Source organism: Streptomyces sp. NPDC006476 (assembly GCF_040612015.1).
GTDB classification, from domain to species: Bacteria; Actinomycetota; Actinomycetes; order Streptomycetales; family Streptomycetaceae; genus Streptomyces; species Streptomyces griseorubiginosus_B.
Genome location: NZ_JBEXPK010000038.1, coordinates 47,536 through 60,998, shown reverse-complemented (window position 1 = coordinate 60,998; position 13,463 = coordinate 47,536). Strand labels below are relative to the sequence as shown.

The window sequence follows — 13,463 nt, the reverse complement described above, 5'->3', positions numbered from 1 at the left end:
GACCGTCAGAAACTGCCGTCAGCCGAAGCGGCCCGCCACGTAGTCCGCCGTGCGCTGGTCCTTCGGGGTGCCGAAGACGTCGTCGGTCGGGCCCGCCTCGACGATGCCGCCGGGGGTGCCCTGCTCGGCGAGGAAGAAGGCGCACTGCTGGGAGACGCGGGCCGCCTGCTGCATGTTGTGGGTGACGATCACGACCGTCACCTGGTCGGCGAGCTCGTGGATGGTCTCCTCGACACGGCGGGTCGAGGTGGGGTCCAGCGCCGAGCACGGCTCGTCCATCAGCAGCACCCGGGGCCGTACCGCCAACGCCCGGGCGATGCACAGGCGTTGCTGCTGGCCGCCGGAGAGCGCGCCACCCGGCTTGCGCAGCCGGTCGCGGACCTCCTTCCACAGGCCGGCCCGGGACAGCGACTCCTCCACCAGCTCGTCCTTCTCGCGGCGGTTCGCGCGGGCGCCGGTCAGCCGGAGGCCGGCCACCACGTTGTCGTAGATCGACATCGCCGGGAACGGGTTCGGCTTCTGGAAGACCATGCCGATACGGCGGCGGGCGTCCGTCAGCCGCCACGAGGCGTCGTAGATGTCCTCGCCCTCGAAGAGCACCTCGCCCCCGAACTGCGCCCCCGGGATCAGCTCGTGCATCCGGTTGAGCGTGCGCAGGAACGTCGACTTGCCGCACCCGGACGGCCCGATGAGCGCGGTGACCCGCCCCGCGGGCATGGTCAGCGACACCTGGCTGAGCACCTGGTGCCCGCCGAACCAGGCCGAGACCGACCGGGCCTCGATCGTGGCGGGAGCGGTCGCGGCGGCGGTCTCCACCGGCGGCAGGACGACCGTGTCGGTCACGGAGTCGGTCACTTCGGTCACTTGGGACACCTCACAGCAGGTTCGGCAGGAGTTCGGTGGTACGCGTGGCGACCTGGAGGCCCAGCACCGCGACGAGGGGCGCGAAGACGATCCACGTCTGGTGGCGGCCCCAGCGGTGCCAGGCCCACACGGCGGCGACGGCGGCCAGCAGCAGCGCCTGCAGCCACATCACCAGTGGCCACGGCACCCCGGAGGGCCTGGCCAGCGGCTCCTCGGAGCCGGGCAGCGTGCCGGTGCGGATCACCGCCGCCGGCGTCTGGAAGGGCGCGGAGACCAGGTCGGCGTCGACGCGCAGCACCCCGGCCGGCACGAACCGGGCGCCGGTCGCGGTGACCAGCACCAGCCGCCCCTTGCCGGCGGCCACGGGGGCGGGAGCCGGATCACCGGCCCGGCGCACGTCCAGGACCTGGTACGTCGCCTTGCCCTGGCCGGTGACCACGGTGATCCGGTCGCCGGACGACAGCGAGCCGAGCCCGCGGAACGGCCCGCCGTAGGCCGCGGCCCGCCCCATCAGCACGCTGGTGCCGGCCTGCCCGGGCATCGGGGTGTCCCGACGGTGACCGGGCCCGTCGGTCAGCACCGAGGAGTCGGTGCCCTCCAGAACCACCTGCGTCGTCCCCAGCCTGGGGATGTCGACGATCGCGACCGGCGTCCCCGGCGCGAGCAGCCTGCCCTGCTGGTCGGTCTGCGCCACCGGCGCGGTCCCGAGGGCGAGTTGGCCGCGCAGCTCGTCGAAGGCGGAGTGCTGCGCGGATCGCTCCTGGATGCCGCTGACCAGCAGCAACTGGACGGTGATGCCGAGCAGCAGGGCGGCGAGGCTGAGCAGGCCGCCCCGGGCGAGATGGCGGACGACGGTGACGCTCCGGACGCGCGTGAGCGTGAGGGGTACGGCGAGTGTCACGGCGGCCCGCCTCCTTCGGGAAGTTCGAGAGGGGGGCTGCCGGGGAGGAGGGGCCCTCCCCGGCAGCCCGGTGGGAGATGGATCAGGTGGACTTGATCGTGAAGACGGGGCCGGTCTTGGCGTTCACCGTCGCGGAGCCCGAGTAGGTGGCGTGCAGGCTGTGCTTGCCCCGGGCCAGCTTCGGCAGGGTGATCGTCACCTTGCCGCCGCTGAGGGTGCCGGTGCCGAGCAGCCTGGAGCCCTCGTAGATCTTCACGGTGCCGGTCGGCGTGGTGCCGGTCGCGGTGACCTTGACGGTGACCTTGGCGCGCGCGGTGTGGCTGACCGTGGCGGGCGCGGTGCTCGCGAGGGAGGCGGTGGCCTTGGTGACCTTCAGGGTGGCGGTCGCCGAGGAGGAGTTCAGCTTGGCGGCGCCGCCGTAGGTGACGGTCAGGGAGTGCGTGGCGACCTTGAGGTGGTTCGACAGGGCCACGGTGACCTTGCCGGAGGCGTCCAGCGTGCCGCTGCCGAGGACGGTGGCGCCCTCCTTCACGGTGACCTTGCCGGTGGGCGCCACGCCGTGGCTGCCGGTCACGGTGACGGCGACCTTCGGGGCCTTGCCGTAGGGGGTCGCGGCGACCGCGGCGGTGGTGGCGCTCTTGTACTTGACGGCGCCGGTCCAGGTGGACGGGGCACCGCTGCCGTTGATGTTGTTGCCGGTGACCGTGGCGGTGTAGCTGCCCACCGCCAGACCCGTGAAGCTGTACGAGGTCGTGGTGGCCGGCAGGTCCTTGACGGCGACGACCGCGCCGCCGGCGTCGGACAGCGTGACGCGGTAGTCGGTCAGCGGAAACGCGGTGGCGGCCGGGGCGGTCCAGCTCAGCTTCAGGCTCGCGTCGCCCGGCGTGGCCTTCAGCGCCGGCGCGGCGGGGACGGCGACGGAGATGCCCGACTCCTCCAGGCCGCCCTGGTGGACGTGCTTGTTGGTGAGGTTGATGAAGCCGTTGTACGACTCGTTGACGAAGCCGAAGGAGGCGATGACCTTCTCGGCGTCGTCGGAGGCCAGGGCGGCGGTGTGGCTGCCGCTGGTGACGAAGACGTCGTAGAGGTCCTTGTCGAAGAAGAAGCTCGTCGTGTCGATCGCCCGGGTCGGCACGACGTTGAAGACGTCGCGGCCGAAGGTGGAGTTCTCGTAGTACGGCTGGACAGGCGCGAGCTTGCCGTTGACCGTGGTCACCGGGCTGGTGGCGCCTTCGTCGCCCGGCAGCTGGATGGCGGCCAGGTGACCGCCGTTGCCGACCGAGGTCGTGGTGTAGTCGGGGGCCACGCCGTTGTTCTGGGCGATCCAGCTGCCGACGGAGAACGGGACGAGGGCGCCGTCCTCGGTGAGCGCGGCGTTGCCCTGGTTCTCCTGGACGGCCTGGACGCTCGGGGCGAGGTCCGCGTCCTGCAGGCCGAGGATGGACAGGAAGAACTTGCGGGTGCCCGAACCGCTCTGCGGGATCTTCGGGTGCACGGTCTGGCCGTTGACCTTGGTGAGCGTGCCGACATAGATGTCGTGCAGCTGGGCCGCCGTCAGGGTGTCGAGACCGGAGCCGCGCACCGCCACGCCGATCGCGTCACGGGCCATCGGGATGTAGGTGAGCGTGGAGCCTGGGACCGACGGGCCGCTGGAGGAGCGGGCGAAGTCGACCTGGCCCTTGATGGCGACGCCGGAGGAGTCCGGGAACTTGTCACCGGTCAGCGACTCGCTCAGGGCGAGGCGGCCCTTGCCGGATCCGTTCGGGCGCAGGAAGGACGGGCCGCCGGAACGGGTCGTGATGTTCGACGTGGTGGAGCCGGTGCCGGGCTCGATCGCGTCGTAGGAGGCGATGCCGGCACCGCTCGCCGACTTCACGGCGGTGGCGGCGTAGCTCTTGCCGGCCACGGTGTCGCCGGCCAGGGCGTTGAGCACGTCCTGGGTGGTGTCGGAGCCCACGCCGACCAGCTGGCGGAAGGTACCCGCGGGGGTGGGGTCGGCGTACGCCGGGCTCGCGAGAGCCAGGCCGCCGGCCACCACGGCGGCGGCGACGAGCGCCGCCGTAGAGCGCGTTCTGCGCATCGAGAGTCTCCGTGACTGTGCGAAGGGGTGGATCTGGCAGGGTGGTACGGGCCGTCCGCCCCGACTGCCTTTCGGGGCGGGCGGCCGTCTGTGGGAGCGCGGGCCCCGCGGGGGGCTCGGCTCGGAGGATGCGGCGCGGGCCGGTGAGGGCCGCCGCGCCGACGGGCCGATGACGCGGGCTCGGCACTCGGCGGGGCCGGAGGGCCCGGCGTCAACTCCCGCCCGGCGGCGGGCCGGTGCCCGCCTCGGTCCGTGGCACGGCGCTCACCCCCGGCCCGGCGGCAGCAGCTTGCGCAGCCGCTCCGGCAGGGTGTCGGGCACGAGCGTCACAGTCCGTCCCCCGGGGAGGGGGATGCGCAGCGGCAGGCGCAGTCGGCCGCCGCCCGCGAAGGGGGCGCCCGCGCCGGCCACGGCGCCGAGGGCGGCACCGACCGGGACGGCGTAGCGCAGCGGGTTGGCCGGGTCGGCGGGGGTGTTGCCGGCGGCCGTCGTCTGCACGGCCTTTCCGCCGCCGTACGAGGCCTGCGGACTCGGCGAGGTGCTCGCTCCCGCGCTCGGCGTACCGGTGCCGCCGTCGGTCGCGCCGCCGCCCGAGGAGCCGGAGCCGGTCGAGCCGCCCGGGCCCGTGCCGCTGCCGCCGGACCCCGCGGACGACCCGGAACCGTCGTCCGCGGAGCCGCCCTTGTAGTGCTCGAGCGTGCCGGCGACCTGCAGGGCACGGGCGCGCAGCTGCTGCGGCAGCGGGGCGTACCCGGCCGGCAGCCGGCCCGGGTCGGCGCCGCTGAGCTGCCCGTTGCCCGCCGCGTACCGCAGCAGGGCCGCGTAGTCCCGGCGGGCGTCGGCGGTGAGCTTGGCCGGGCGGGCGGCCGCGTAGACCAGCTGGGCCAGCGGGTAGGCGCCCTTGGCGGTGGCCCCCGCCGGGGTGATCTCGGCGACCGTCTTCCCGGCGGCGCTCTTCGCGGCGGCGGTCAGGGAGTCGGTCGTCGGGGCGACGAACGTGCCGGCCGCGTTGCGCAGTTGGGCCGTCTGCAGGCCGTAGCGGGCCGCGGAGGCCGCGTCCGTGACGGTGATGACGAAGCGCGAGCCGACCAGCTGCGGGCCGGGGCTCTTGAAGGCCGGCGGGCTGGCCAGCGGGTCCCAGCTCGACTTCCACAGGATGTCGGTGCGCCGGGTGTGCAGGGCACCGGCGTGCATGTCGTCCACGTACGGGTGGAAGTCGGTCATGCACTGCTGGAGCGTGGCGCCGCTGCCGGGCGGGATCGTGCACCAGGGGTCGCTCTTCGGGTACTCGTCGAGGTTCGACGGGTCGAAGGCGGCGCCGGTCGGGTTCAGGTCGGCGTTGGTGCTGTAGTACGGGTTGACCCGCATCCCGTCGTCGTCGGGGACCCCGGCGAGGAACTGCCGGGCCTCCTTGTCGGCCCAGATCCACTGCCACAGGTCGTGCGCCGTGTCGCTGTGGCCGAGCGAGGTCATCAGGTCGGTGTCGGTGGCCGGGGTCTCGGCGACCGACAGATACGCGAACTCGGGGTTGAGCGCGATGAACTCGGGGTCGCTCGCGAGGCCCGCCGGGTTGTTCCTCGCCCAGCCGTACTTCTTGGCGACGGTGGAGCCGACCACCGCCCCCCAGGGCGAGTTGCGGTAGGACTCGGTGAGCAGCTTGGCGACCAGCCGGGGCGTGAGCCGGATCGACTCCACCTTCGTGCCGGCGAGCTTCGTCACCGAGTCGGGCGCCCCCGCCTTCGGTCTGCGTTCGATGGTGAACCCGATGACGGCTCCGGAGAGCGCGACCGGCGCGTAGGTCGTGGTGTCCGGGGGCGCGGCCGAACTGGCGTCGGCCCCCAGTGCCCGGGTGGTGAAGGCGAGTCCGGAGGAGCCGTCGTTGCCGAGCCGGCCCCGGGCGTCGGGCTCGCCCTGCTCGGTGTAGCTGTACACCTTCCCGGCCGGGCACAGCGCCGCCTGCCAGCTGGTCATGGCGTCGGCGGCCAGCTCACTGCCGGTGGTGGGGCGTTCCTTCGCGCCGAGGGCGCAGTTGGTGCCGACCGAGTTGAAGTGCAGCGGGATCGCGACGCGGTTCTGCCAGTTGGTGGAGGACACCGGGGAGCCCGCGTTGACCTGGCTGTGGTCGGCGTACGGTTTGCCGTCGAGGTCGAGGTGGCCCTGGGGGACGATCACCAGCCAGCAGTCGCGCGGCTTCGTCACGCCGTTCGTCTTCACCGGCAGGCCGCAGCCCAGGTGCGGGGCCTCGTTGGCGGTCTGCACCTCGAAGTACTCGGTGCCGGTGCCGCCGGCGCCGGTGCGGGCGAAGTCGACCTCGTTGGTGGTGTTGCGGTTGAAGAACGGGTTGTTCTGGGTGTTGGTCGTGACCGTGGTGCCGTCGACCGACTTGAAGGGGACCTCGCCGGGCGCGTTCGGGTTGGCGGCGCCGTAGCGGTTGTCCTGGCCGTAGTTGGTGGGGTCGGCGCTGTAGAAGACCTTGCGGGTGTCGTCGTAGTCGTTGCCCGGCCAGCTGGTGCGGTCGGTGGTCGGGGAGGCGCCGTACTGGCACTGGGTGCGCGGCGGACCGGGGTTGGACGGCACCGTGCCGTCGTCGTCGCCCCAGCACTGCATGATCTGCACGAAGTCCGTGTTGAACTGCGTGCCCGCGAAGGTCGTGGGGGTGCCGCCGGTCCAGGAGACGGTGATCGCCTGGCTGGTGAGATGGCTGGTCTGGGAGACCGTGAACTTCATGGTGCCGAACTCGCCGCGCCCCGACACCGTGACGGCGGAGGAGCTCGCCGCCGTCGCCGGCGGTGCCGACTGGGCGACCGCCAACCCGGCGAGCGCGCCGACTGCGGTCCCGGCGACGACCCTCAGCAGCAGACGTCGTACCCGGTTCATCGCGAACCCCCGTCGGAGGCGCGGCTGATGAGACGGGAGACCAGCGAGGGCAGCAGGACCAGGCCGAGGACCAGGAGGACGGCGAGCACCATCAGGGTCTGCGTGGTCGTCCAGCCGCTGTGTCCGGCCACCGCGACGGGCTGCGCGAGGGCGATGGTGCCGCCCGCGGTCGTGGCTGCCCCGGTGCCCGTGCCGTCGGCGGCGATGGTCTGCCCGGTGTCGGGGTCCACGGAGGGCTGCGCGGAGGCGGCGCCCCCGGCCGCCGTACCGCCCCCGGCAGCCGTGCCACCGGAGGACCCGCCGGCCGAACCGCCGGTGGACCCGCCCGTGCCGCTGCCGCCCGAACCACCGCTCGAGCTGCCGGACTTGGCGCCGCCGCTGCCCGTCGTGCAGGGGGCCGCGCCCTTCTTGTCGCAGGCGGCCGGGTAGGGAGCCGTCTCCGCGAGCTTGTTGCGGCCGTTGGCCGTGAAGGTCGGGTTGTTGCAGCCCCGGATGTTGATGTTCTGCGTCTGCACACCCGGGATGCGGCGGATCTGGTCGAAGCCGGCCTGCACGAGGTTGATGGGCAGCGGCGAGTAGCCCAGCTGCGGCGCCTGTTGCTGGCCCTGGCACATGAAGTAGTACGAGAACGCCCCCAGCGTCTTGCCCTTGGCCTTGGTGAAGGTGCCCTGCACCTTCAGCGGCAGGATCATGTACGAGTAGCTGGAGAGCGGGTAGTTGCGGCGGTCGCTGTCGGTGTAGACGCCGTCGAGCTGCTGGGTGAGGTAGTCCGGCGAGCTCTTGTTGGTGTTGATTTTCGCCTTGAGCAGCGAGACCGCCACGTTCTGCGGGGTCGGCTCGGTGTAGTAGCCGGCGTGGTTGAGGACCTTGGCGACCGGATAGTGCGCGTTGAGGGCGTAGGAGTAGTTGACGTAGCCGATCGCGCCCTCGCCGTAGTTCTGCGCGACGTAGCCCGCGACGCCGAGGTCGCCGGACTGGGCGATCATGCCGGAGACGGTCGGGTAGTACGAGGTCTGTCCGCACGCCCCGGAGCGGCCGACCTTGGCGCAGTACGCCTGCCACAGCGCCCTGTGCTGGTTGGCCATCCACATCGTGAACTGGGCGGTGGAGCCGGATCCGTCGGAGCGGACGACCGGGACGACCGGGCGGTGCGGGAGCTGCAGACCGGGGTTGTCGGCCTTGATCGCCGGGTCGTCCCAGGTCTTGACGACCCCGGTGAAGATCTTGGTGACGACGTCGCCGGAGAGGCGGAGGTTGGTGACGCGCTGGCCGTTGACCGTCAGGTGGTACATGAAGACGGTGCCGCCGGCGACGATCGGCATGTAGGCGTACGACCCCTGCGCGGGGCGTTCGGCCGCGCTGCCGTCGGTCGGGTGGGTCTGGAAGGGGATGTCCGAGACCGCGAAGTCGACGGTGCCGGAGAGGAACTGACGGCGGCCGTCGGAGGAGCCGGTGCCGGCGTAGCTGATGCGCATGCCGTACTGGTTGACGGCCCGGCGCCACTCGTCGACGGCGTTCTCGGCCCAGGTGGATCCGGCTCCGGCGATCGGCGTGTAGCTGTCGGCGGAGGCGGGGGTGGCGGCTGTCGGAACGGCGAGGATGCCCAGCAGCGCGGCGAGGATGCCCAGCCGACGGAGGGCGTTGATGACAGGGCTGGACATCAGTGACTGTCTCCGGAGTCGTTGGTCTGCTCGGTGTCGTCTTGGGAAGCGCTGTCGAACAACTGCAGTGCGGGAGCGTGCAGTTCGGCGAACCTCTCCTCGTCCCGGCGGGACGCCTTCGCCGTCCTGCGGGCCTGGCGCTTGCTCTGGTGGCCCGGCCCCCTTCCGCCGATCACCCGGGCGATCGCGAACAGCACCAGGACCAGGGCCATCAGGACCGCCGCCGCTCCGAAGCCGCGGGCGATCATCGTGGGCTCGGGGGACTTGACGAACGTGAAGACGGCCAGCGGGAGGGAGATCATCGGGCCGTTGGTGGGGTCGCCGTTGAGGGCCGCCGTGAAGCCCGCCGTCAGCAGGACCGGGGACGTCTCGCCGATACCGCGGGCCGTGCCGAGGATGACCGCGGTGGCCAGCCCGGAGCGCGCGGTGGGCAGGACGACGTGCCAGACGGTCCGCCAGCGCGGAGCGCCCAGCGCCTCCGCCGCCTCCGTCAGCGTGCCGGGGACCAGGCGCAGCACCACGTCCGAGGCCCGGATCACGATCGGCAGCATCATCACGCTGATCGCGAACCCGGCCGCGAGGCCCGACTTCTGCATGCCGAGACCGAGGATCCAGACCGCGTACACCATCAGGCCGGCGACGATCGACGGCAGCGCGGTCATCGCCTCGACGATGGTGCGCACGAACCGGGAGAAGCGGCCCGGGATCTGGTTGAGGTAGACCGCGCAGGCCAGGCCCAGCGGGACCGTGATGGCCAGCGCGATCGTGATCATGATGAGCGTGCCGAGCATCGCGTGCGCGATACCGCCGTTGGTCAGCGGGTCCAGGGGGCCCGCCGCCTGCATGTCCTGGGTGAAGAAGTTGCCGTGCGGCAGGGCCTCGCGGCCGCGCCAGGCGGTGAAGCCGACGACCAGGGCGAGCGCGGCGAACAGCAGCACGGACGCCGTCCACAGCACGACCGTCATCACCCGGTCCCGTACCGCCTGCCGGTCCTCATCCAGACCGGTCAGCACCGCGTAGACGGCGAGGAAAGCCGCGTACGCTGTGACGGTGAAGCCCAACGCGCCCGAGAAGGGGGCGACTTCACCGAACAGCAGCACGGCGACACACAGGCCCGAGATCGCGGCGCCGGCCAGGGACAGCACCCCGGAGCGGCTGACGCCGCCGATACGGCGGGGACGGTCGGGGAGTTCGGTCCCGGGGACGGCGTCCACCGGGCCGTCGGCGTCCGTCCGGACGTCGGTTCCTTCTCCTCGGCCCTCGGTCAGGCCGGTCTCTTCGACGACGGTCATCTCATGCCTCGCTCTGCGCGCCGGACCGGGAGCGGGCCACGATGGAGGAGGCGGTGAAGTTGACCGCCAGGGTGAGCAGGAACAGCGCCAGGCCCGCCGCCATCAGCGCCGACATGCCGAAGGTGGACGCGTCGCCGTAGTGCAGGGCGATCAGCGAGGACACCGAGTTGGAACCGGTCTGCAGGATGTGCGGCTGGATCACGAAGACCGGCGAGATGATCAGGTACACGGCGATGGTCTCGCCGAGCGCCCGCCCGAGCCCGAGCATCGTGCCGCCGATGATGCCGCCCTTGCCGTACGGCAGGACGACCGCGCGGATCATCCCCCACCGGGTCGCGCCCAGCGCGTACGCCCCCTCGCGCTCGCCCGCCGGGGCCTGCGCGAACACCTCGCGCATCACCGAGCACTGGATCGGCGCGACCATCAGCGCCACCACGATCCCGGCGACGAAGGTGGAGGCGGTGTAGACGCTCTCGGAGGCCAGCGGCTCACCGGGCCGGGTGCCGTCCACCGTGAACAGCGGTATCCAGCCAAGCCAGTCGGACAGCCAGCGCGACAGACCGATCACGTGCTGCTGCAGGAAGAACAGTCCCCACAGCCCGTAGACCACCGAGGGGACGGCCGCCATCAGGTCGACCATCGTCACCAGCGTGCGGCGCAGCCGGCGCGGTGCCACGTCGGAGATGAACAGCGCGGTTCCCACGGCCAGCGGCACCGAGATCGTCACCGCGACGGCGGCGATCAGCAGGGTGCTGGTGAGCACGGCGGCGATGCCGAAGTTGTGGACGTCGGGCTGCCAGGCGGCGGTGGTGAGGAACTTCAGGCCCCGCACGCGCAGCGCCTGCGCGGCCCGCAGCAACAGGAAGAGTCCGACGGCCGCCATGATGGCGAGGACGGCGAGTCCGGTGGCCGTGAGCTGGTACCGGAAGAGACGGTCGCCCAGGCCACGCGCCGTGAGGAGCCGGCGAGGAACGGGTCTGTCGGGCTCCGGTTCGCCGGAAGCCTCCACTGCGGACACCACTGAGGGCCCCCCAAAGGAAACGGTATTCCCCATGCGGCCTCGTGTTCGAGCCGCGCGGGGGAGAGTCAATGGCCGATTCCTGTCGGTGCGAGGCGTCGGATATGGAGGAACGGTGAACGGCTGATGTCATTTCGGTGGGACTGCTGTGGAGGCGGCGGTCCGGTCAACCGGGCGTTCGTCACCTAAGGGTTACGGATCCCTCAATCCCTGGTGGCCGGGCGGTGAGCACCGCACCATGGGCACATGACACCGGCCCAGAGAGCCATGCGCCAGTTGGAGACGTGGCCCGACCTCAGCCCGTGTCCGGCCGACTGCGGGACGGGCCGGGCGTTGCGCTCCGCCCACCACGAGATCGTCCACTTCCACTCCGAGCGCGATGTGGACCTGCAGCTGACCGCCCGGGCGATCCAGCGGCTGCACTACGACTTCGCCGAGTCGACCGCCATCCGCCTGGTCCCCGGCTCGCGTTGGGTCACCGTCCACCTCGACTGCGACGCCGACGTGGATCTGCTGCTCGGTCTGGTGAGCGTGGCCCTCAAGGCGCACTCCGGCGGGCGCCCGGGGAGCGCGCCGAGCGAGCGCGCGGTGTGCAACTTCCGCCGGGTGACCGTGCTCGACACCGTCACGGAACCTCCCCACGGCTGAAATTCCCTCCACGACTGTCACAGGCATGACATAGGCTGCCGAGGCAGCCGCGCCCCGTGTGTCATCGCCGTCCGGCGGTCGTGCCCGGGTGCCGCGCGGCGCACTCGTCCACCCGGTGGGCCACCGGGTTTCCTCAGGGGGTTTCAGCACTGTGCGTATGCGCAGCATCTCGACGGCGACAGCGCTTGCCGTCCTCTTCGGCTCGGCGGCGCTCGCCGTCGGCGCGGCGGGACCGGCCGCGGCCGACTCCGCAAGGATCCTGCCGGTGAAGTCCGTCGGAGACATGGTCGTCGACGGCGTCCACCGGCTCGTGTACATCTCCGACCCGACCAGCGGCAAGATCCTGATCACCGACTACTCCGGCACCGTGCGGGCGACCCTCGCCAACGAGCCCGGTGTGACGGGTCTGGCCCTGTCCGCGGACTCCAGCCAGTTGTACGCGGCCGTCAAGGGCGACGACCGGATCGTCGCGATCGACACGCAGACGGCCACACCGACCGTGAGCTACCCGCTGGGCACGGCCGCTCCCTCCGACCTGGAGGTCGTGGACGGGCGGATCTGGTTCTCCTACGACTCCGACCTCGGTTTCGTCGACCCGTCCGGCACCGAGCCCTCGGTGCACCTGGACCAGGCGGCGGGCGCCGTGGCCGGCCAGGTGCAGCTGGGCGCCGACCCGTCGGCCCCGGGTGTGCTGGTGGCCGGCGGCGGGGGCGCGCTGGCCGTGTACGACGTCTCGGCACAGGGTGCCACCGTGCGGGCCAAGGGCAGCATGGACTATGGCGTGAAGCAGATCGACCTGACGCCTGACGGCAAGCAGGTCCTCACGTCGTGGGCCGCGGGCGGAGGTTACGGCATCGGTGCCTACTCGGCCGTGGACCTCACCCAGCAGCCGAGCCTTCCCATCGACGCGTACCCCAACGCGGTGCGGGTCGCGCCGAACGGGTACGTCGCGGGCGGCAGCTCCTCCTGGTACGAGCCCGACGTCCACATCTACCGGGCAGGCGCCACCAAGCCGCTGCGGGAGTACGACTTCCCCAACACCGGTCACAGCAGCGGCGCGGACACCCTGGTGGACGGCGCGCTGGCCTGGGCCCCGGACAGCAGCCGGCTGTTCGCCGTCTCCGAGAACGACGGCGGCGTGTACACCCTGCGCGCGCTGACCGACCCCACCAAGGAACTGCCCACCCTCACGGTGTCGGCCCCCGCCACGGCGGCCCGGGCCAAGAAGCTCACCGTCACGGGCAAGCTGACGTCGAAGACGCCGCTGCCTGCGGGCACCAGCCTGACGGTGACCCGCACGGACCTGGAGTCGCCGAACGGCAGGGCGCTGGCCGCCGTGAAGACGAAGGCGGACGGCAGCTTCTCCTTCACGGACACCCCGCCGGCCGGCGGCAAGGTCACCTACAAGGTGTCCTTCGGGGGCGACGCCACCCACGTGCCCGCCTCGGCCTCCGACGCGGTCCAGGTCTCCCGCACGGCGACCGCGCTCAGCCTGAACAACAACGGCAAGGTGTACGCGTACGGCGCCGACGTGAAGTTCACCGCGCACCTCGGCAAGACCTACAAGAACCGCACGGTGGAGATCTGGGCCGACCCCTTCGGCGCCGACAAGCCCAACAAGCTGGTCAGGTCCGCGAAGGTCAACTCCAGTGGCAACCTCACCGTGACCGTCGACATGACCCGCGACACGGCGGTCACGGCGGTGTTCAAGGGCGACGCCCAGTACGCGCCGAAGTCGGTCAAGGTCAACGCCTTCGCCAAGGTCCGCGTCTCCACGGCCATCACCAAGCACTACAAGAAGGCCGCGATCGGCTCGCACACGTACTACTGGTTCCACAAGAACACCGCGCCGATCGTCACGACGACGATGACGTACTACAGAGGCCGCGCCCAGCGCCTCGAGCTCGAGATCTACTACCAGGGCAAGTGGTACCCGAGCGAGGACAGCCCGCAGTACTTCGCCCTCGGCACCAACGGCAAGTCGGCCGTGAACCTCGGCGCCCCGGGCCAGTCCGGCATCAAGGCCCGCGTCCGGGCGGCGTACGTCAACGGCGCGTCGGGCGACACGGTCAACACGACGACGCTGAGCGACTGGAAGTACATCTACTTCACCAACTAGCGC

9 protein-coding genes are annotated in these 13,463 nt (G+C 71.7%); 2 read left to right on the top strand and 7 right to left on the bottom strand.

What is annotated here, in order from left to right:
* Positions 1-18: 18 nt before the first annotated feature.
* The 7 genes from pstB to pstC all read right to left on the bottom strand — a co-directional run bounded on the left by pstB (position 19) and on the right by pstC (position 10,693).
* Complete coding sequence (pstB, locus tag ABZZ74_RS34170) at positions 19-783, bottom strand: phosphate ABC transporter ATP-binding protein PstB (protein ID WP_356771706.1); 765 nt, start codon at positions 781-783, stop codon at positions 19-21.
* 91 nt (positions 784-874) lie between these two features.
* A complete protein-coding gene (locus tag ABZZ74_RS34165) occupies positions 875-1,765 on the bottom strand; it encodes a sortase (RefSeq protein ID WP_356771652.1) in 891 nt (296 codons plus the stop codon).
* Between the two features lie 82 nt (positions 1,766-1,847).
* Positions 1,848-3,845, bottom strand: coding sequence for an Ig-like domain repeat protein (locus ABZZ74_RS34160; protein ID WP_356771650.1), 1,998 nt, complete (start codon positions 3,843-3,845; stop codon positions 1,848-1,850).
* A gap of 264 nt (positions 3,846-4,109) precedes the next feature.
* Positions 4,110-6,722 carry a hypothetical protein gene (locus ABZZ74_RS34155; protein WP_356771647.1) on the bottom strand — a complete coding sequence of 871 codons (2,613 nt, stop codon included), beginning with the start codon at positions 6,720-6,722 and terminating at the stop codon, positions 4,110-4,112.
* Positions 6,719-8,383, bottom strand: coding sequence for a substrate-binding domain-containing protein (locus ABZZ74_RS34150; RefSeq protein ID WP_356771645.1), 1,665 nt, complete (start codon positions 8,381-8,383; stop codon positions 6,719-6,721). Before ABZZ74_RS34150 ends, ABZZ74_RS34155 begins: the two co-directional genes overlap by 4 nt.
* Positions 8,383-9,675, bottom strand: coding sequence for a phosphate ABC transporter permease PstA (gene pstA / locus ABZZ74_RS34145; RefSeq protein ID WP_356771643.1), 1,293 nt, complete (start codon positions 9,673-9,675; stop codon positions 8,383-8,385). Before pstA ends, ABZZ74_RS34150 begins: the two co-directional genes overlap by 1 nt.
* A 1-nt stretch (position 9,676) precedes the next feature.
* The gene (gene pstC / locus ABZZ74_RS34140; RefSeq protein ID WP_356771641.1) at positions 9,677-10,693 is read right to left on the bottom strand and encodes a phosphate ABC transporter permease subunit PstC; all 1,017 of its coding nucleotides are present in this window, start codon (positions 10,691-10,693) and stop codon (positions 9,677-9,679) included.
* A 246-nt stretch (positions 10,694-10,939) separates the two neighbouring features.
* On the opposite strand from pstC, the gene ABZZ74_RS34135 reads away from it, so the two are divergent.
* Both ABZZ74_RS34135 and ABZZ74_RS34130 read left to right on the top strand, forming a co-directional pair.
* Positions 10,940-11,341 (top strand): luciferase family protein, encoded by a 402-nt coding sequence (locus ABZZ74_RS34135; protein WP_356771639.1) that lies wholly within the window; start codon positions 10,940-10,942, stop codon positions 11,339-11,341.
* Positions 11,342-11,498: 157 nt separating this feature from the next.
* The gene (locus ABZZ74_RS34130) at positions 11,499-13,460 is read left to right on the top strand and encodes an Ig-like domain repeat protein (RefSeq protein ID WP_356771637.1); all 1,962 of its coding nucleotides are present in this window, start codon (positions 11,499-11,501) and stop codon (positions 13,458-13,460) included.
* Positions 13,461-13,463 lie beyond the last annotated feature (3 nt).